At 67.0% G+C, this 19844-nt stretch carries 14 protein-coding genes and 2 pseudogenes; 9 read left to right on the top strand and 7 right to left on the bottom strand.

Features of this window, described 5'->3' with window-relative positions; genetic code table 11:
- Together HUU95_RS00775 and HUU95_RS00770 are read right to left on the bottom strand one after the other, a co-directional pair.
- A pseudogene (locus HUU95_RS00775) lies at positions 1-240 on the bottom strand (MFS transporter); the annotation flags it as partial.
- 52 nt (positions 241-292) lie between these two features.
- Complete coding sequence (locus HUU95_RS00770) at positions 293-2557, bottom strand: beta-glucosidase family protein (protein WP_174278336.1); 2265 nt, start codon at positions 2555-2557, stop codon at positions 293-295.
- A gap of 183 nt (positions 2558-2740) precedes the next feature.
- On the opposite strand from HUU95_RS00770, the gene HUU95_RS00765 reads away from it, so the two are divergent.
- The 6 genes from HUU95_RS00765 (at position 2741) to HUU95_RS00740 (ending at position 11833) form a co-directional block, all read left to right on the top strand.
- Positions 2741-5863 carry a TonB-dependent receptor gene (locus tag HUU95_RS00765; protein WP_174278333.1) on the top strand — a complete coding sequence of 1041 codons (3123 nt, stop codon included), beginning with the start codon at positions 2741-2743 and terminating at the stop codon, positions 5861-5863.
- A gap of 173 nt (positions 5864-6036) precedes the next feature.
- The gene (locus tag HUU95_RS00760) at positions 6037-7536 is read left to right on the top strand and encodes a tryptophan halogenase family protein (protein WP_174278335.1); all 1500 of its coding nucleotides are present in this window, start codon (positions 6037-6039) and stop codon (positions 7534-7536) included.
- On the top strand, positions 7536-8264 hold the full coding sequence (locus tag HUU95_RS00755) for a SapC family protein (RefSeq protein WP_174278332.1): 729 nt from the start codon (positions 7536-7538) through the stop codon (positions 8262-8264). Before HUU95_RS00760 ends, HUU95_RS00755 begins: the two co-directional genes overlap by 1 nt.
- Positions 8257-9291: a cupin-like domain-containing protein gene (locus tag HUU95_RS00750; protein ID WP_174278331.1), complete on the top strand. Its 1035-nt coding sequence runs from the start codon at positions 8257-8259 to the stop codon at positions 9289-9291. The genes HUU95_RS00755 and HUU95_RS00750 overlap by 8 nt, the downstream gene beginning before the upstream one ends.
- Positions 9288-10769: a tryptophan halogenase family protein gene (locus HUU95_RS00745; RefSeq protein WP_174278330.1), complete on the top strand. Its 1482-nt coding sequence runs from the start codon at positions 9288-9290 to the stop codon at positions 10767-10769. The genes HUU95_RS00750 and HUU95_RS00745 overlap by 4 nt, the downstream gene beginning before the upstream one ends.
- 5 nt (positions 10770-10774) lie before the next feature.
- A complete protein-coding gene (locus HUU95_RS00740; RefSeq protein ID WP_174278329.1) occupies positions 10775-11833 on the top strand; it encodes a LacI family DNA-binding transcriptional regulator in 1059 nt (352 codons plus the stop codon).
- Positions 11834-11835: 2 nt separating this feature from the next.
- Here the strand turns inward: HUU95_RS00740 and HUU95_RS00735 are convergent, their stop codons facing one another.
- Positions 11836-13155, bottom strand: coding sequence for a sugar MFS transporter (locus HUU95_RS00735; protein ID WP_174278328.1), 1320 nt, complete (start codon positions 13153-13155; stop codon positions 11836-11838).
- 159 nt (positions 13156-13314) lie between these two features.
- Between HUU95_RS00735 and HUU95_RS00730 the strand changes: the two genes are divergently transcribed.
- A complete protein-coding gene (locus tag HUU95_RS00730) occupies positions 13315-14862 on the top strand; it encodes a tryptophan halogenase family protein (protein WP_174278327.1) in 1548 nt (515 codons plus the stop codon).
- Here the strand turns inward: HUU95_RS00730 and HUU95_RS00725 are convergent.
- Together HUU95_RS00725 and HUU95_RS00720 are read right to left on the bottom strand one after the other, a co-directional pair.
- Positions 14837-15364: a PIN domain-containing protein gene (locus HUU95_RS00725; protein WP_217429693.1), complete on the bottom strand. Its 528-nt coding sequence runs from the start codon at positions 15362-15364 to the stop codon at positions 14837-14839. The two genes, HUU95_RS00730 and HUU95_RS00725, sit on opposite strands and share 26 nt — an antisense overlap.
- Positions 15334-15567 carry a type II toxin-antitoxin system Phd/YefM family antitoxin gene (locus tag HUU95_RS00720; protein ID WP_174278326.1) on the bottom strand — a complete coding sequence of 78 codons (234 nt, stop codon included), beginning with the start codon at positions 15565-15567 and terminating at the stop codon, positions 15334-15336. The genes HUU95_RS00725 and HUU95_RS00720 overlap by 31 nt, the downstream gene beginning before the upstream one ends.
- 186 nt (positions 15568-15753) lie before the next feature.
- Here HUU95_RS00720 and HUU95_RS00715 point away from each other — a divergent pair, with 186 nt between their 5' ends.
- Complete coding sequence (locus HUU95_RS00715) at positions 15754-17124, top strand: cation:proton antiporter (RefSeq protein WP_174278325.1); 1371 nt, start codon at positions 15754-15756, stop codon at positions 17122-17124.
- 55 nt (positions 17125-17179) lie between these two features.
- Positions 17180-18379: an alginate export family protein gene (locus HUU95_RS00710; protein WP_174278324.1), complete on the top strand. Its 1200-nt coding sequence runs from the start codon at positions 17180-17182 to the stop codon at positions 18377-18379.
- A gap of 13 nt (positions 18380-18392) precedes the next feature.
- On the opposite strand, the pseudogene HUU95_RS00705 reads toward HUU95_RS00710, so the two are convergent.
- Positions 18393-19144: pseudogene (locus HUU95_RS00705) on the bottom strand (IS5 family transposase).
- A gap of 229 nt (positions 19145-19373) precedes the next feature.
- The gene (locus HUU95_RS00700; RefSeq protein WP_217429691.1) at positions 19374-19730 is read right to left on the bottom strand and encodes an SDR family oxidoreductase; all 357 of its coding nucleotides are present in this window, start codon (positions 19728-19730) and stop codon (positions 19374-19376) included.
- Positions 19731-19844: the final 114 nt, after the last annotated feature.

Below are 19844 nucleotides of genomic sequence, written 5' to 3'. Positions count from 1 at the left end.
GCCGCCGCGCCGCCGCGACCGGTCGCTGAGCCAGCCGAACGCCAGGTTTGCGCCCCCCGCCGTCACCGCGCCGACGGCCAGCACCAGCGCCAGCGACGCGTACCGGCCCTCGCCAGCGGTCCGCGCCACCTCAATCGGCAGCAGCACCGTTAGTAATGGCGTGTAGCCGACAACCACGCCGGCATAAGCGAGCGCGCAAGCCAGCGGCAAGCCGATCGGTCGACGAAGCCGGAGCGTCATGTCGCCCTGTGCCGCAGGCCGCCCGATCCTTCAATCCGACTGACGATCAGCGCTACGGCTTCATCGTCGCCGGCGTGAGCGTCGTCGTCAGCATCTGCCTCCGATCGGCAGCATCGTGCGCGATGGCGACGCGGTAACGGCCGCCGGCGATCCGCCAGCCGGGCAACGCCGGGTCATAGTCGGCGATCACCCGCGGCTCGGCGGTCAGCGTCACCCGCCGCGTCTCGCCGGGCCGCAAGGTGACGCGGGTATAGGCGGCAAGTCGCATCGATGCCTTGCTGTCTGCACGCGCGACATAGACCTGCGGCACGTCCGACCCCGCCACTTCGCCGGTGTTCGTCACGTCGAACGACACCACCAGCTCGCGGCCGCCGCCGACGCTCGGCCGCGCATAGGCGAAGCTGGAATAGCCAAGGCCATGGCCGAACGGGAAGAGCGGCTTTAGCCCCTGGCGCTCGTACCAGCGATAGCCGACATCGGCACCCTCGCGGTAGTCGACAGGGAAGCCCTGCGGCGTCGCCTTGCCCGCCTGACCGGGGTCGCCCGCCGCCTCCGCCTGCGTCGCCGTCAGTCGATCGAGCCCGACCGGAGAGGGGCGGGGCGGCTGGCCGGCGTCGGCGGGAAAGGTGATCGGCAGGCGGCCAGCCGGGTTGACCCGCCCGGTCAGGACGCCGGCGACCGCCTCGCCGCCGCGCTGGCCGGGATACCAGGCCTCGACCACCGCGGGGACGCGGTCGATCCATGGCATCAGCACCGGCCCGCCATTTTCCAGCACGACGACGGTCCTGGGCTGCGCGGCCGCCACCGCCGCGATCAGCGCGTCCTGGTTGTCGGGCAAGGCGATGGTCGGCACGTCCTGGGCCTCGGTCGTCCACTGCGTGGCGATGACGATCGCGACGTCGGCGGCGCGCGCGGCCGCCGTGGCCGCGGCGGGGTCGCTGCCGTCGAGATAGTCAATCCGCGCGCGGGGCAGCTCGGCCTTGAGCGCCTTCAGCGGCGAGGACGAGTGATAGGTCACGCGCGCGAAGGAGGCGGCCGCTCCGCTGGTCAGCGGGATCTCGATCGGCACGCCGCCGACCGAGCGCACCTGGCTCGACCCGCCGCCCGACAGCACGCCGACATCCGCGTGGCCGCCGATCACGACGATGCGCCGCGCCCGCGCCGCCAGCGGCAGCGTGCCGGCATCGTTCTTGAGCAGCACGATGCCGGCCTCGGCGGCGCGCTGGGCGACCTGCGCATGGCCGGCATAGTCGATCGCCACCGGCGTGTCGGGCACCGGCGTGTCGTAAGCGCCTGTCGCGATCAGCCCCGTCAAATAACGCGCGACCATGTCGTCGAGCCGCGCCATAGGAACACGCCCCGCCTCGACATCGGTCTTCAGCGCGTCGTCGAACCAGATATGGTCGTCGAGTTCCTGTCCCGACTCCTGGTCGAGCCCCGCATTCGCCGCCTTGGCGGTCGAGTGGACTGCGCCCCAGTCGCTCATTACCCAGCCCGGATAGTTCCAGTCATGCTTGAGGACGTCGGTGAGCAGATGCCGATTCTCGCACGCCCAGTCGCCGCCGACCTTGTTGTAGGCGCACATCACGGAGCCGGGATGGCCCCCCTCGATCGCCAGCTCGAACGCCAGCAGGTCACTCATGCGCAACGCCGCCTCGCCGATCCGCGCATCCAGAATGGTGCGCCCCGTCTCCTGCGCGTTGAGCGCGAAGTGCTTCACGGTCGAGACGATACGGTTCGACTGGACGCCGGCGATGTGCGCGCCCGCCATCGTGCCGGCGAGCAACGGGTCCTCGCCGAAATACTCGAAGTTGCGGCCGTTGAAGGGGTCGCGCGTGAGATTGACGCCGCCGGCGAGCAGCACATTGAAGCGCTTGGCGCGCGCTTCGGCACCGATCGTCACCCCGCCCGCCCGAGCGACCGCGGGGTCGAAACTCGCCGCGGTGGCGAGGCTGGAGGGCAGCGCGGTGGCGACGTCGCCCTTACGCTGCTCGACCTGGTTGGCGACGCCGAGCGAGGCGTCGCTCTCGCGCACCAGCGGGATGCCGAGCCGCGGCACACCATCGATATGGCCTGCCGCCTGAATAAGCTCGTTCTTGGTCTTGCCCTGCGCGTGCGGCGGAAACAGGCCGTGGACCAGGGCGATCTTCTCGTCGAGCGTCAGCTGGGCGACCAGCGCCCGAGCGCGCGTCGCCGCAGCCGCCTCGCCGCCGATGGCCGTAGCCGGACGGCCCGGCTCGGCCGACACATGGGCCGCCGTCGTCACCGTCAGGCTAGCCAGTGCCGCCGTCGCCAAGAACTGTCGCCTTGCAGCCATCATGCCCTCTCCTTCGATCTATCAGTGTCCTTTGCTCGTCCATTCCACAAACTGGGAACGTTCTCAACAATGCAAGGGGTCGAGGCCCATCGGTTGCGGTGGATTGACATCGATGGGATGCAGTTCCAGGGGAACGTTATCAATGGGCGGTCCAGAGAGTGGACGTCTGTCAAGGAGGGGTTGATGAAGGGATTCTCCGGCCGCGTGGCTGCACGGTTCGCGATCGGCGCGTCGGCGCTGGCCATGGCGACCTTCGCGACGGCGGCGGCTGCGCAGGATGCGTCCAGCACGGTCGGTCAGCCAGGTCCTTCGCAAACGCCGCCGACCGGCAGCAACACCGCCTCAACCACCCAGAGCACCGCGGTTACCGACGGCACCAACGCGAGTGTGGGTGCGCCCGTCGCCGACGATGTCGTCGTCACTGGCATCCGCGCCAGCCTTCGTCGCTCGATCGAACTGAAGCGTGACGGGCAGGGCGTCGTCGACGCCATCTCCGCCGAGGAGATAGGCAAGTTCCCCGATACCAACCTTGCCGAGTCGCTGCAGCGTATCACGGGTGTGTCGATCGATCGCCAGAACGGCGAGGGGCAGTTCGTCACCGTCCGCGGCTTCGGTCCGAACTACAACCTCGTGGTCCTCAACGGCCGGCAGATGCCGACGACGACGATTGGCGACGGCAACGGCGCGCCGGCCTCGCGATCGTTCGATTTCGCCAATCTCGCGTCGGAAGGCGTCGCGGCGCTGGAGGTCTACAAGTCGGGCCGTGCGACGGTGCCCTCGGGTGGGATCGGGGCTACGATCAACATCCGCACGCCGCGCCCGTTCGACAAGATGGGCATCCGCGGCTCGTTGACCGCCAAGGGCGTCTACGACACGTCGCAGAACGGCCACAAGGACGTGACGCCGGAGATCTCCGGCATCTTCTCCGATACATTCGCCGACGACCGGATCGGCATCCTGATCGACGGCGCCTACCAGGTGCGCCACTTCAGTCAGAATTCAGTGAACGTCGGCTTTCGCGACGGCTATCTCGGTTCGGAGAACAATTGGGGCTCGCTCGCCCAGCCCGGTCAGGTCGCGAATCCCGCGACCGGCAATCTTAGCGACTACCGCAACATCCAGAACCGGCCCAAGGCGACCGACGTCTATCAGGTGCCGCAGAACGCCGGCTACGATGTCGTGGACGGCCGACGCCAGCGCATCAACGGTCAAGCGGTTCTGCAATTCCGACCGACCGACAGCCTGACCGGCACGGTCGACTTCACCTATTCGCGCAACACCGTCGCCATCCGCGACGACAGCGTCGGCATTTGGTACAACCACAACGACACGTCGAGCGCCTGGACCAACGGACCGATTGCCGGCCCCATCTTCTACACCGAGCGCTTCCAAGCCGCCGAGACCAAGGATCTCGCCTATTCGGCCTCGCAGACCGCCTATCGCAGCGAAAACAAGTCGACCGGCGGCAATCTGACCTGGGCTGGCCCGGGCGGCGTCACGATCGCGCTCGACGGTCATCACTCGACCGCTGAATCCAAGCCCAACAGCCCCTATGGCAACAGCAATTCGTTCGGCACGGCGGTGTTCGGCATCCAGACGCAGACGATCAACTTCGCGAACAAGCTGCCCGTCATCTCGTTCGCCATGTATCCGGGCATCGATCCGCTAAACCCGGCGAACATTGTGCCGACTGGCAACGCGTTCCGCAACAGCTACGAGCGCGACGAGATCAACCAGATCAAGCTGTCGGGTCATTACGACCACCATGACGGCTTCCTCGACAGCCTCGACTGGGGTTTCGAGTACACCGACAACAAGGTTCGCTCCGCCTACAGCGTGCTGCAGAACGACACCTGGGGCGGTGCCGGCGGCGGCACGGACGCCCAGCGCGCTGCGGCGGCGACGCTGCTTCCAGACAGCATCTTCAATCTTGTCAGCATTCCAGACAAGTTCTCGGGGATCAGCGGCGCCAACGATCCTAACATCGTCAAAGCGTTCTACACCTTCGACCTACCGACCGCGCTCGCGCTGACCGATCGGGTGTACAAGACGTGCGGCGGCAACCTGCAATGTCTATTGCCTTACACCACTGACTCCGGCGTGCATGAAAAGACAATCTCGCCCTATTTCCAATTCAATGGCAAGTTTGACCTGTTCTCGCGTCCGGGTCATCTGATCGCCGGCGTTCGCTATGAAAGCACCGACGTGTCGGCGACCGCGCTGGTGCCGACGCCGGTCGGCGGGCAGCAAAATTCTCAGAATGAGTTCAATGTCCTGTTCAACGGCCAGGGCTTCACTACGTTCAAGGGTTCGTACGACAACTGGCTGCCAGCGGTGGACTTCGACATTCAACCTTTGGCAGGCGTCAAGCTGCGCGCGTCGTACAGCCACACGATTACGCGCGCGACCTACGATAATCTGCAGGGCGGGCGGCGGCTCGACACGCTGTTCCGCGTCGGCGGCGGCACCGGTTCGGTCGGCAACCCCGGCCTCATCCCCTTCAAATCGAAGAACGTCGATCTGTCGGCAGAATGGTATTACGGCAACGAGAGCTATATTTCGATCGGGTATTTCCACAAGGATGTGTCGAACTACATCAGTTCGACGCAACTCAACACGGCGATACCTGGCATCGCCGCGCCGACGACGACCTTTAACGGCGTGACCACGAATGGACCGCGCTACCAGGCGGCGCTCTCCGCACTTGGTGCCAACGCCACGATTGCGCAAATACAGAATTACTACCAAACCAACTTTCCTGCGTTCGTCGGGGCGCAGGGACAGTTGCTCGCCGGTCCGGGCGACCCTTCGGTCAATTTCGTTATCACGACGCCAAGTAACAGCGATCAGACGGCGACTTTCAACGGTTTCGAGTTTGCGATCCAGCACAACTTTTGGCAAACTGGATTTGGTACGATTCTTAACTACACGATTGTCAATGGCAATCGTGACTATAACAACACGCTGCCTGCCAGCGTCTCACCGGCGCAGTTTGCGATCGAAGGCCTGTCCAACAGCGCCAACGCGGTGCTGTTCTATGACAAGAATGGCATTCAGGTCCGCGCTGCCTACAACTGGCGGGACGGGTTTCTGTCGTCGTCCGGAGTGAACCCGACCTACACCGATTCCTTCGGACAGCTTGATCTCAGCTCAAGCTATGCCATCACCAAGAACGTCGCAGTGTTCTTCGAAGGTATCAACATTACCGGTGAAAACCGTAGCCAACATCTCCGGTCGGAGAGTAACATCAATCTGGTGCAGAAGCTCGATGCGCGCTATTCAGCAGGGGTTCGTCTCGCTTTCTGACTTAGGGGAGGCCACCCTTGGTACACGAGGGTGGCCTTTACCGGCCGGCGGCGATATGTCCATGTACCGTCCTTGTCGGGCACTCTGAAGGAACAGTGCAGGTGCACACGGCCGGTTCTCGGTCCATTTCTGCGGCTACGTCGGAAGACGGCGGCGCGACGATCTCGCGAGTCATCATCGTCGGTGGTGGTACCGCCGGCTGGCTTGCCGCGTGTCGCATCGCGGCGGCCGCCCGTACCGACGTGCCTTACCCGATCGAGGTAACGCTGGTCGAATCACCCGAGGTGGCGACGATCGGCGTCGGCGAGGGTACTTGGCCGACGATGCGCGGCACGCTGGAGCGGATCGGTATTGGCGAGGCGGAGTTCCTCACCGCCTGCGACGCCTCGTTCAAGCATGGCTCGCGCTTTATCGGCTGGGCTACCGGGTCCGTCGATGACGCCTATATGCATCCGTTTACGCCACCGCTAGGCGGCGATCCCGCCGCGATGGTCGCGGCATGGCAGGCGCTACCGGGCGAACCCACGTTTGCCGATGCGGTCAGCGCGCAGCCGCGAGCCGCACGTCTCGGTCTTGCACCCCGTCAACGGGCAATGCCCGACTATGCGGGTGCGCTGAATTACGGCTACCACGTCGATGCGGCCAAGCTGGCGGCGCTGCTGATGCGTCATGCGACCAGCCGCTTGGGGGTGCGTCATCTGCGTGACCACGTTACCGGAGTGGAGCGGCGCGAGGACGGCACCATCGCCTCGGTGGACACCCGCATGCACGGCCACGTCGCGGGCGACCTGTTCCTTGACTGTTCGGGGCATGCCGCGCTGCTCGTCGGTGACGTGCCGTTCCTCGATCGCGGCGACGTGCTGTTCAACGACCGCGCGCTCGCGGTGCAGGTGCCAGTCGCCGCCGACAGCCCCATCTTGGCACAGACCGACGCCACCGCGCACGCGGCGGGATGGATCTGGGACATCGGCCTACCGACGCGGCGCGGCGTCGGCTGCGTCTATTCGTCGGCCCACATGAGCGACGACGCGGCGGCGACGACTCTCGCCGCCTATCTCGGTGACGTAGCGATGCCGACGCCGCGGCGGCTGACCTTTCGCTCCGGGCATCGCGAGCGCTTCTGGGTTGGCAATTGCCTGGCGATCGGTCTGTCGGCAGGTTTTCTGGAGCCGCTGGAGGCGTCGGCCATCGTCACCGTCGAGTTGTCGCTCGACGCACTAATCGCCGACTGGCCGACGCGGTCGACCATGGCGCTGATTGCGACGCGCTTCAACGAGCTGTTCCGCTATCGCTGGGACCGGATCGTCGAGTTCCTGAAGCTGCATTACCTGCCCAGCCGCCGCACCGAACCTTATTGGCGCGCGCATCGCGATCCGGCGTCGGTGCCGGCGCGGCTCGCCGATCTCTTCCAGCTCTGGGCGAACCGGCCGCCGACCCGCGCCGACCTGCCGATGGCCGACGAGATATTTCCGGCCGCGAGCTATCAGTACATCCTCTACGGCATGAACGCCTCCACCCCCGTCGCGACGCCGATCCGCGACGCGCCGCCACCACCGCTCGATCCGATCGCGCAGCGTGGGCGGACGCTTGCGGCCTCCTTGCCTCCCATCCGCGCCTATCTCGATGCGCTGCGGGCCGAGCAGCCGCCCGCCGTTCTGGAACAAACGTCCTAATGACGCACGCCATCCTCACCGCCGAGGCGCACAGCGGCTTGCGCGTTGACCCCGCGGCGGGAGCGGACCGCGGTGATGCGGTCATGTCGTGCGTGGTCGTGCCAAGCGAATTCCGCCGCGTGCAGAACAACTATCCCATCCTGTTCCGCCTGACCCCCGAGCGCGACGGCTATCACGCGCTGGCGATGTTCGGCTTCGAGCCGGGGGAAAACCTGTTCCTCGACGGAAACCATTGGGATGCGCGCCATCGCCCGTTGGCGATGCGAATCCAGCCGTTCCTGATCGGTCGCCAGGCCGACGAGCAGGGTGAGCGGCAGGTGCATGTCGATCTCGACAGTCCGCGCATCGCGCGAGGGAACGAAGGGGTCGCGGTCTTCGATGAACTCGGTCGGCCCAGCCCCTATCTCGACGCCGTCGCCGAACAGCTCGGCGAACTCGACGCCGGCTGGCGCGGCCTCGACGACTTCTTCGTCGCGCTGGCCCGCCACATGCTGCTGGAGCCGCTGACCTTGGAGATCACGCTGGACAACGGGTCGATCAATCGTCTGGTCGGCTACCACGGCATCGACGAGGATCGGTTGCAGGCGCTTGATGCCGCCGCGTTGGGCGAGCTGCACGCGGCTGGGCATCTGATGCCCGTGTTCATGGCGCTGGCGTCGCTGGCGAACGTGGCGGAGCTGATCGCGCGCAAGAACGCCAGGGTTCGCGCCGGGGCGGCGCATGGCTGAGGCCGATCCCGGTATCTTCGCCGGCCTGCCGGTCATTCCGGAGGTGATAGTCGATAATGCCACCGACCTCGACGCACGCCTGCGCGCCGCCGACCGCCCCTTCGTCGTGCGCAGGCTGGTCGCCGATTGGCCGCTCGTCGCCGCCGGCCGCCGGTCGAGCGCGGAGGCGCGCGCCTATCTCCTGTCCTACGCCCGCGGCATGCCGTTCACCGTATCGGTCGGCGCGCCCGCGACCGATGGCGGGCGGCTGTTCTACGACGACGCGATGGGGATGAACTTCCGCACGATGCGCGCGGCGTTGCCTGAAATATTCGGCCGCATCGGACAGTTCGAGGACCGCGCCGATGCCCCGCCGGTCTATCTCGCGTCAATCGACGTGAAGGGGTATTTCACCGGGCTGCACGAGGCGAACCATGTCGACCTTTGCGACCGCGAACCGCTCGCCAGCATCTGGATCGGCACGCGCACCCGCGTCGCGGCGCACAACGACACCCCCGACAATCTCGCTTGCGTCGCGGTCGGGCGACGGAGATTTACACTGTTCCCGCGCGAGCAGTTCCGCAACCTGTACCTCGGCCCGGTCGACAACACGCCGGCCGGACGGGCGGTGAGCATGGTAGACTTCTACGCCCCCGACCTTGGCCGTTTTCCCCGCTTCGTCGACGCGCTGGCGCACGCGCAGGTCGCCGAGCTGGAGGCCGGCGATGCGCTCTACATCCCGTCGATGTGGTGGCACCATGTCGAGGGGCTGGCGCCGTTCAATGTGCTGGTGAATTATTGGTGGCGCACCACGCCGCGCTGGCTGGGCAACCCGCAGGACGCGCTCAACCATGCGATGATGGCGATCCGTGATCTGCCCGAGGCGGATCGCGCGCATTGGCGCGACCTGTTCGACTATTACGTGTTTGGCGATGCCGGTGCGGCCGCCGCCCACCTTCCCGAGGGCGGCCGCGGCGTGCTCGCGCCGATGACGGCGGAGGGCGCGGGGCGAATGCGCGGCTATCTCCTGCGGCAGCTCCAGCAATGAATCCGCGCCGCATCGTCGTCGCCGGCGGCGGCACCGCCGGCTGGATGGCCGCCGCCGCGATCGCTTACACGCTCGGTCCAGTCGCCGAGGTGACGCTGGTCGAGTCGGACGCGATCGGTACTGTCGGCGTCGGCGAATCGACCATCCCGCCGCTCGCGCTGTTCAACCGCGTGCTGGGCATCGCCGAAGCCGATTTCATGCGCGCGACACAGGCGACCTTCAAGCTCGGCATCCTGTTCGACGGCTGGCGTGACGGCGGCGATCGCTACTTTCATTCCTTCGGGCTGACCGGCAAGGATCACTGGTCGGCCGGTTTCCAGCATTTCTGGCTGCAGGGCCTGACCAAAGGCCATCGCGAATCCTATGACGAGTATTGCCTGGAGCTGAAGGCGGCGTTGGGCGCGCGCTTCGCGCATCTGCCTGACGAAGGCATGAGTTACGCCTACCAGCTCGATTCGACACGCTATGCGGCGTACCTCAGGCAGTTCGCGGAGAAGAACGGCGCGACGCGGATCGAGGGCCGCATCGCCAAGGTCGAGCTCGACGGCGAGAGCGGCGACATCGCCGCTCTTACCCTGGAGGGCGGTGCGCGGATCGAGGGCGACCTGTTCCTCGACTGCACCGGCTTTCGCGCACTGCTGATCGAGGGCGCACTCCACGCCGGCTTCGACGACTGGACCCACTGGCTGCCCAACGACAGCGCGATCGCGGTGCAGACGGAGAGCGTCGGCGCGCCCGTCCCCTATACCCGCGCGATGGCGCACGATGCGGGCTGGCGATGGCGCATCCCGCTGCAGCACCGCACCGGCAACGGCATCGTCTGGTGCAGCCGCTACCTGGAGCGCGACGAGGCGCTGGAGCGGCTGCTCGGCAATCTCGAGGGCAAGGTGCTGACCGAGCCCAACCATATCAAGTTCACGACCGGCGCGCGGCGGCGGCAATGGCATCGCAACTGCATCGCCATCGGCCTGTCGGGCGGGTTCATGGAGCCGCTCGAGTCGACCTCGATCCACCTCATCCAGCGCGCGGTGCTGCGCCTGTTGCGGATGCTGCCCGCCGGCACGATCTCCCAACGCGATGTCGCCGAGTTCAACGACCAGCAGCTGGAGGACATGGCGCAGATCCGCGATTTCCTGATCCTCCACTACAAGGCGACCGAACGGCGCGACAGCGGCTTCTGGCGCTATTGCGCGTCGATGCCGATCCCCGACAGCCTAACCCAGAAGATCGAACTGTTCCGCGAGACCGGGCGCGTCTTCCGCCGCCACGAGGAGCTGTTCGCCGAGAATAGTTGGGTGCAGGTGATGATGGGACAGGGCATCATGCCGCAGAGCCATCACCCGATCGCCGCCAAGATGTCTGATCCCGAGCTGGCGCAGGTGCTGGCAACGCTGCGCGACAAGGTGACGCGCACGGTCGCCGGCCTGCCCACGCACGACGCCTATGTGACGCATTACTGCGGCGCTGCACGAGCCTGATCGGGGTGGCGCGACGACGGCAGGCGGTCACCATCCGGCACGTCGCTGCCGATGCGGGCGTGTCGCTGCAGACCGTCAGCCGGGTCATCAACAACGAGCCTAACGTCCGCCCCGAAATGACCCGGCGCGTGCAGGAGGCGATCGACCGGCTCGGCTATGTCCCCTCGATCGCGGCGCAGCGGATGGGCGGTTCGCGCTCGCGGCTGATCATGGCATTTAACGACCGCGACCGTACCATCGCCGATTGGCGACGGCGTGACGGCAGCAACTGGCTCGACCAAATGCTGCTTGGCGGTATGCTTACCTGTGCGCGTCAGGGCTATCGCATGATCGTCGAGTTGGTCGACACGCATAGCGACCATATCGAAGGCGAGCTTGCGGCCGTGATCGCCGCGCTGCAGCCGGACGGGGTCCTGCTGACGCCGCCGCATTCGCAGAACCGTGCGATCGTCGACCTGCTCGCCAGCCATCATATCGCCATTGCGCGGATCGGCTCGCTAGCACCCGGCCCCGGCTTTCTGCTGACGATGGATGACGATCACGCGGCGCGGCTGGCGACCGAGCATCTCGTCGCGCTCGGCCATCGCCACATCGGTTTCATTGCGGGATCGGAGGAATATGAACTGAGCGAATGGCGCATCGCCGGGTGGCGGGCGGCAATGGCGGCGGCAGGGTTGACCGACGAAGGCCTGCTGTGCCGTGGTGACTTCGGTTGGGCGTCGGGGCGGCGCTGCGCAATGATACTGCTCGACGGCGAGCGGCCGCCGACCGCGATCATCGCCAGCAGCGACCAGATGGCGCTGGCGACGCTGGACCTCGCGCGCGGGCGCGGGATGAGCGTCCCCAGCGACCTGTCGATCGTCAGTTTCGACGACACACCGATCGTACGCTTTGCGCAGCCTCCGCTCACCGCCGTCGTCCAGCCGATCGCCGAAATCACCGAGCGCGCGGTCGAGTTGATCGTCCAGGCCGAGCAGGGGGAGATGCCCTCGGGCGCGCCGCTCGCGGTGCCGTGTCACCTTGCGATCAGGGGCTCGACGGCACCGCCCCCCAGCGCCGGCTAGTCTCAGGCCAAGCTGCCGTGCGAGTCGTCGGGCACGGCGACCTCCGGTGCCGGGCGGCGGGCGTACAGGCCGTAGGCGAGGATGACGGCGTAGCAGGCGATCGGCAGGAAGAGCGCGAGGCGCAGGCTCACGACGTCGGCGATCTTGCCGTACAGCGCCGGGATCATCGCGCCCCCGGCAATCGCGACGTTGATGATCCCCGATCCGTCGGTGGTGCGCCGGCCGAGCCGCTCGCACGCCAAGCTGAAGATCGTCGGGAACATGATCGAGTTCATCAACCCCACGGCGAGCAGCGCATAGCCCGCCGACGTGCCGGTGGTGCCGATCGCGACGAGCACCAGCACGATCGCGCCGGCGGCGCTGAACGCCAGCACCTTGCCCGGGTTCAGTATCCGCAGCACGCCCGAGCCGACGAAGCGGCCGACCAGCGCGCCGCCCCAATAGAAGGGGATCAGCTTGCCCGCCGCCTCCGACGACAGGCCGAGCATGGTCGGCTGAGTGAGATTGCCGACCAGGAAACTGCCGATCGCCACCTCGGCACCGACATAAAGGAAGATGCAGGCCGCACCGAACCCGAACCGCGTTCTCTTCAGGAGTGCCAGACCCTGCGCGAAGCTGGACACGTCGTGCCGCTCGCCCGTCAACCGGTTTCGGAACAGCCAGACCGCCGCCGCGACGATGGCCAGCGCGGCGGCGATGCCGAGATAGCCGTGCACGATCGCCCGCGTTTCGTTGGTGCGATAGGCATCGAGCGCGACACCCGACAGCTGCGTGGCGGTGACCGCGGCGAGGCCGCCGAGGATCAGGATCGCGCCGAAATAGGGGAAGATCGTCGTGCCGAGCGAATTGAACGCCTGCGCGAAGGTCAGCCGGCTGTGCGCGGTGTCGGGCCTGCCGAGCAGGCTGATGAGCGGGTTAGCGACGACCTGGACGATGACGACGCCGCTCGCCAGCACGAAGTAGGCGAGCAGGAACACCGCGAAGGTCGCTGTCCGGCTCGCCGGGATGAACAGCAGGCAGCCCGCGATCATCGTCACCAGCCCCGCGACGGCGCCACGCATGTAGCCGACCCGCCGCACCAGCTTCGCCCCCGGGATGCCGATCACCGCATAGGCGATGAAGAACCACACCTGGACCAGCGACGCCTGAAAGTTGCTGAGTGTGAACAGCTCCTTCAGCTTGGGAATGATCACATCGTTGAGGCTGGTGATCCCGCCGAAGATAAAGAACAGCGCGAAGACGAACACGCGCAGATCGGGCGCGTCATAGCCATGCGCGGCGTCGCCTGACGCAGGCGCTTCGGCACCGGCCACACCTGTCATGTCGATCGCAATAATGCCTTCCCCTCCCGATATCCCGGCATAGACTGCCGATGCGATCGCTCCAACGGCAATCGCTTGAGGCTATCGTAGGCGGCCCATACCGAAGCCGGCAAGACCATGAAGGTGTCGCCGCCTCACCGAATGAGGTATGACCTGTTCATGCCGCGTGTTCGTGAAATCCTGATTGTCGGCGGCGGTACTGCCGGCTGGCTCGCCGCCGCCTATCTTGCAAAGGCACTTGGCGGCTCGGTGCGCGTCACCCTGCTGGAATCGTCCGAGATCGGCATCATCGGCGTCGGCGAAGGCACGTTTCCGACCATCCGCGACACGCTGCGCTTCATCGGTGTTGAAGAGACCGACCTCGTTCGCGAGGCGTCCGCCACGTTCAAGCAGGGCGTTCGCTTCACGGGCTGGCAATCGTCGGCCGGCGAGGGGTCGCCACACAGCTATCTTCATCCGTTCGAGCCGCCCTTCCATGGCGAGGGAACCGGTCTGATTCCGTATTGGTTGCGGCAGGATGAGCTGACGCGGCCGTCCTTCGCCGACGCGATGACGTTGCAAAGCCGTGTCGCCGCCGCCCGCCGCGCGCCCAAACAGCCGGGCGACGGTGATTTCACCGGCCCGCTTGCCTATGCCTTCCACTTCGACGCCGCGCGGTTCGTTGGCTTGGTAGCCGACCGCGCCCGCGCGCTCGGTGTGAAGCATCTGTCGGGCCAAGTGCGCGCCGTGGAGACGGACGAGCGCGGCTGGATTGCCGGCGTAAGCACCGATGAGGGGACGCTGACGGCGGACCTGTTCGTCGACTGCACGGGCTTTCGCGCCGAGCTGATCGGCCGGACGCTCGCCTCGCCATTCCACTCGGTCGCGGGCCGGTTATTCACCGACCGAGCGCTGACGTGCAAGCTGCCCTACGACACCCCCGACGCGCCGATCGAGAGCTACACCGTCGCGACCGCGCACGAGGCGGGTTGGATCTGGGACATTGGACTGGCCGGCGCTCGCGGCGTCGGCTGCGTCTATGCCAGCCGTTACATCGACGACGACCGCGCCGCGGCGATCCTCGCCGACTATCTTGGTTCCGCCGCCGGCTCGGTGACGCCGCGCCGTCTTGCCTTCGAGCCGGGGTGGCGCGAGCGGCCCTGGATCGGCAATTGCGTCGCGGTCGGCCTGGCGGGCGGCTTTCTGGAACCGCTCGAGTCGACCGGTACGGTGCTGATCGAGGCGGCGGTCGGCATCATTGCCGAGTTGTTCCCCCGGCAGGGACCGATCGACCTGTCGGCGGCGCGGTTCAACGAGCTGATGAGCGCGCGCTACGCGACGATCGTCAATTTCCTGAAGCTGCATTACTGCCTCAGCCGCCGACCGGAGCCTTTCTGGCGCGACAATGCCGACCCGGCGACCGTGCCAGAGCGATTACGAGACCTGATCGACCAATGGCGCTGGCGCCCGCCGAGCCGGTTCGACTTCCAGCTCGACGTCGAGAGCTTCGCTTACTTCAACTACCAGTATATTCTGTACGGCATGGACTTCCGCACCGAGCTTGCGGAGGGAGCGGGGGACTTCCCGCACGCAGCCGAAGCCGATCGCCAGTTTTCCCGCATCCGTGCGTTTGGCGAACGCGCCGCGCGCGATTTGCCATCGCACCGTGCGCTGGTCGACGCGCTCAGCGCGGTCGGATCGCTCAGCCCCGCGCGAACAGGTTCCTGAGCCAGACGGGCGGCCCGTGTATCGCCTGGCGCCAGTCGCCGCCTTCTGCCTCGCGATCACGCCGGTAGGCCCAAGGATTGATCGCGCGGACCTTGCCGAGGCGGAACGCCTGCGGCGCGCGCGTCGCCAGGGTCAGACCATGTTCCAGCGCGGTGGCGGCGAGCAGCCCGTCGCGCAAATCGGCATAACCCAGCATCCCGGCACGTCGGGCTACAGTGCTGTCGATGGCCAGCACGCGGCCATCGAACGCCGTCGCCACCGGTCCGTCGAGCCATTGCCGGACCGATGCCGCCGCGACCCGGTCCGTTGGCGCGATGTGGGCGGCACCGGCGGCCAGCTCGGCCAGCGTCAGCGCTGAAACGAACAGGCCGGTACGCGGCTGCGCCGTCGCCCAGTCCGTCACGGCGGGGTCGCAGCGTCCTACACTCGCCTCCCGCAAGGCCCAGACCACTTCAGTGTCGAGCAGGTGCACTACCGCTTCCAGCGCGTCACCATGGGCCACTCGAGTTCCGCGCCAACCGGCTCGGTCATTGCGAGCTGGTCCACGATCGTCTCGGCCGGGCCGGTCATCTGGCGGAAGGTGTCAACGCTGAGCAGCACATGCGTAGGGCGGCCGCGATCGGTGACGAACACCGGCCCGAGTTGGGCCAGTCGCTTGGCCGCGCTGACGTCCTGGTTAAAGGCGCGGCTGGTGATGCTTCGCATGGCTCCTCCCGTCTTGTACACGGTCGATTGACGGAGGTACGTACCTACCTTGTAGCGGCCCTGCAACGCTTTGGCCCCGTCGGCCGGAAATCGTTCCTTTCATCGTTTGTGGGGTCTTGCACGGTGGCAATCTCCGCTGGCTATCTGGGTCCTGCGCCGCCGACCCGGGGGGCGGGGGAGGATGACATGACGGATTGGCTGAGCGGCCTGCACGATATCGCGGCAGGCATGCTGTCGCCGCACGGGCCGGCGACGACGGCAGCGGCGCAAAGCTATGCGCCCGGCGATTTCTCGGTGCACTTCTTTCTGCAGCTTGCGACCATCCTGATCGCCTGCCGCGTGGTCGGCTGGCTGGGCAAGCGGCTGCTCGGCCAGCCGCAGGTGGTGGGTGAGATGATTGCCGGCGTGGTGTTGGGCCCGTCGCTGCTTGGCCTCATCTTCCCGGAGATGCAGGGCGCAATCTTTCCCAAGGATACCAAGAACGTTCTCTACGCGGGTGCGCAACTCGGCGTCGGGTTGTACATGTTCCTGGTCGGGACAACGCTGCGCCTCGACCATGTCCGCGGCAAGGCACGCAGCGCGGCGGCGGTGTCGCTGGCGGGCATCGCCGCGCCGTTCGCCGTCGCGGTGCTGATCACGCCGCTGCTGCTCGGCATGCCCGGCCTCTTCGCCCCCAACATCGGTCAAGCAAGCGCGACGCTGTTCTTGGGCGCCTGCATCGCGCTGACCGCCTTCCCCATGCTGGCGCGCATCATCAACGAGCGCGGACTGGCGGACACATCTCTCGGCACCCTGTCGCTGACCGCCGGCGCGTTCGATGACGCCTGTTCCTGGTGCGTGCTGGCGATCGTGCTGGCGACCTTTGGCGGCGGCGCGGGGGTCGCGATCCTGGCGATCGGCGGCGGGCTTGCCTGGACGGCGCTGGTGCTGCTCGCCGGACCGCGCCTGCTGGCCCCACTCGCGCGGCGGGTCGAGCGCGATGGTGAACTCGGCACGGGCGCGTTCGCCATCGTCTTAACGGCGTTCTGCCTGTCGGCCTTCTTCATGGACGCGGTCGGCATCCACGCCATCTTCGGCGGTTTCATCATGGGCGTGGTGATGCCGCGCGGGCTGCTGACCACCGAGATCAAGCGCAAGCTCGAACCGCTGACGGTGGTGCTACTGCTGCCGATGTTCTTCACCTATTCGGGTCTCAACACCCGGATGGACATGGTGAACTCGCCGATCCTGCTGCTGATCGCGCTCGGCATCCTCGCGGCGTCGATCCTCGCCAAGGGCGGCGCGTGCTGGATCGCCGCGCGAGTGGCCGGTGCCGACAACCGCACGGCGCTCGGCATTGGCGCGCTGATGAACGCGCGCGGGCTGATGGAGCTGATCATCATCAATATCGGGCTGCAAAAGGGCATCATCGGCCCGACGCTGTTCGCGATGCTGGTGCTGATGGCGATCGTCACGACGATGATGGCCGGGCCGCTGTTCGAACTGGTCTATGGCCGCCAAAGCCGGGCGAGCGGCGAATTGCAGGCGCTGGATGGCGGCCGGCTCGAGGCAGCCTGATCGCGTCGCCGCTGACGTTACTGCCGACCTCCGCTCTCATTCGAAAGGACCACCGATGAAGTCGTGGCCGCTCGCCGCGGCGGCGCTGCTCGCGGGCAGCGCCGCCGCGCAGGACCTCCGCCTCACGCCGCTGATCGACGCGCGGCTGCGCTGGGAGCAGGTCGACCAGGCCGACATCCCGCGCGACGCGGAGGCACTCACCGCCCGCGTCCGCGCCGGGACGGCCGTCGATCTCGGCCCCTGGCAGGCGCTCGCCGAGACCGAGGCGACGCTGGCGATCATCGAGCATTACAACAGCGGCAGCAACGGGCTAAGCCGCTATCCGCTGGTGGTCGACCCGCAGAACGTCGAGCTTAACCGCGCCCAGCTACGCTACCGCGCGCACGGCCTGACCGCGACGGCGGGGCGCCAGCTGGTGGAATTGGCAGACCAGCGCTGGGTCGGCTCGTCGAGCTGGCGGCAGAACCAGCAGACGTTCGATGCCGCCCGTTCGCAATGGGGCGACCCCAAGCGCCTGTTCGTCGACCTGACCTATGCTTGGTCGGATCGGACGGTGAACGGCGTCGATGGCGTCGGCGCGCGGCCGACGGCGATCGGCGGCGACAATGTGTTCGCGCTTGCCGGCGCGCATACTCCCGCCGGCACGCTGACCGGCTTCGCCTATCTGGTCGACCAGGACAACGCCGCGGTGCAGGGCTTCCGCCTCTCCAGCCAGACCTATGGCGTCCGCCTTGCCGGCACACGCCGAGTCGGCCCAGCGACGCTCGTCTATGCCGCGAGCTGGGCACGACAGGGCGATTGGCGGCGCAACCCCAACCGCTACGCAGCCGGCTATTGGTCGGTCGAGGCGACCGCCACGCTTGATCGTTTGTCGCTGACCGGCGGGCACGAGGTGCTGGGTGCGGACGACGGGCGGGCCTTGACCAGCGTGCAGACGCCGCTCGCCAGCTTCTTTCGCTTTAATGGCTGGGCGGGAAGATTCGGGACGACGCCGCCCAATGGCCTGCGCGACCTTTATGGCACGGCCGCGCTGGCGTGGAAGAAGGCGGGTCCGTTCACCGGCGCGACCCTGTCGGCGACTTGGCACCGGTTCCGCAGCGACCGGTTAGACCAGCGTTACGGTACCGAATGGGACCTGCTCGCCGCGGTCAAGCGCGGCCGCACCGCGCTGTCCGCCCGCTACGCCCGCTACCGCGCCGTCGACCTTGCGATCGACACCGACAAGGCGTGGCTGGAGGCGGACTGGGGTTTTTAGTGCCCAGACTTATTCAGAGCCAGAATGCCAGGGCAGTGGCGAGAGCGACGCCTGAGAGGAAGTTGGCGGCGAGCTTGTCGTAGCGGGTGGCGACGCGGCGAAAGTCTTTTAGGCGGCAGAAGGCGTTCTCGATGAGATGGCGGCCAGCGTAGCGGTTCTTGTCGTAGCGAATGGCGCGCTTGCGGTTGCGCCGGCCGGGGATGACCGGGACGGCGCCGGCATCGCGGGCCAGACGGCGCAGCCGGTCGGCGTCGTAGCCCTTGTCGCCCAGCAGGTAGCGCATGCGCCCGGCGCGTTCGAGGAGGGCGGGCGCGGCCTTCACGTCGCTGACGTTGCCGGGCGTCAGCATCAGCGTATAGGGGCGGCCGATGACGTCGGTGAGCGCGTGGATTTTGGTCGTCCAGCCACCACGGGAGCGGCCGATCGCCTGGGCCGAGCGCCCCCTTTTGCGCCGAACGCGGCACGCTGCGCCTTCACGTAGGTGCTGTCGATAGCGGTGCTCCTCGTCACTGCGCCCGCGTCCACCAGCGCATCCAGCAGCTTGAGCCAGAAGCCTCGGTGCGACCAGCGGTTGCACCGGTTGTAAACCGTCGTCGAGGGCCCGTAGTCGGCCGGGCAGTCGCACCAGCGACAGCCGACCTTCAGCACATGCAGGATGCCGGAGATCACCCGCCGGTCGTCCACCCGTCGCGCTCCAGGCTGGTTCTTGGGCAGGTGCGGCTTGATCGCCGCCCACGCTTCATCCGACAACCAGAACAGCGCCATGCCCGCACTCCCCGTGACCCGCGCCCGCAGTGAATCAGGAAAGCCGCTCCGCCTCAACCCGCTGATTGGGTTTGAGCCCTAGCCGCGCTGGCTGGTGTGATCGCAAGAGCGTTGGCGTGAAAGACCCAGAGGCGGCCATTCAAGGCAGCTTGAGCGCTCTTCGAAACCGGCCCTTCGTTCAAGTCGCTTCGCGCATGATCGGAGCAGGGGCTGTGAGCGGCTGGACTGGCTATTGCCGAGCGAGCTCCCCGTAGAACCAGCTGGCCGTGACGCCGCCGTCCATCAGGACGTCGCTGCCGGTGATGAACGCGCCGTCTCGACCCATCAGCGATGCTCCGACGTTGCCCACTTCGTCGGGCGTGCCCGCGCGTCCGGCCGGGCTGAGCTCGATCATGCGCCGGTAACCTTCGCCTCGCGGACCCGTCATCTCGTCATGGGCAAGCGGCGTCATGATGATACCCGGGCTGATCGTGTTCACGCGCGCGCCTCGCGTCGCCCAGCGAACCGCCTGCGCCTTTACCCGCAGCGACTTACCGCGTTTGGACAGCTGATAGGCATGGAGCGGGTCCGTAATGCCCTGCAGCATCGGCAGAGCGAGCAGGTCCTCCGTCGGGTGATCGCCGGCAGGCGATCATCGTCCGCAGTCAGCGCCGGAAGGCGGTGCCCGGACTGCGACGCGATCACCACGCCCGCGCCACCC

The organism is Sphingomonas bacterium, assembly GCF_903643065.1.
Taxonomy (GTDB): Bacteria; Pseudomonadota; Alphaproteobacteria; order Sphingomonadales; family Sphingomonadaceae; genus Sphingomonas.
This window is presented reverse-complemented; position numbering and strand designations above follow the sequence as displayed.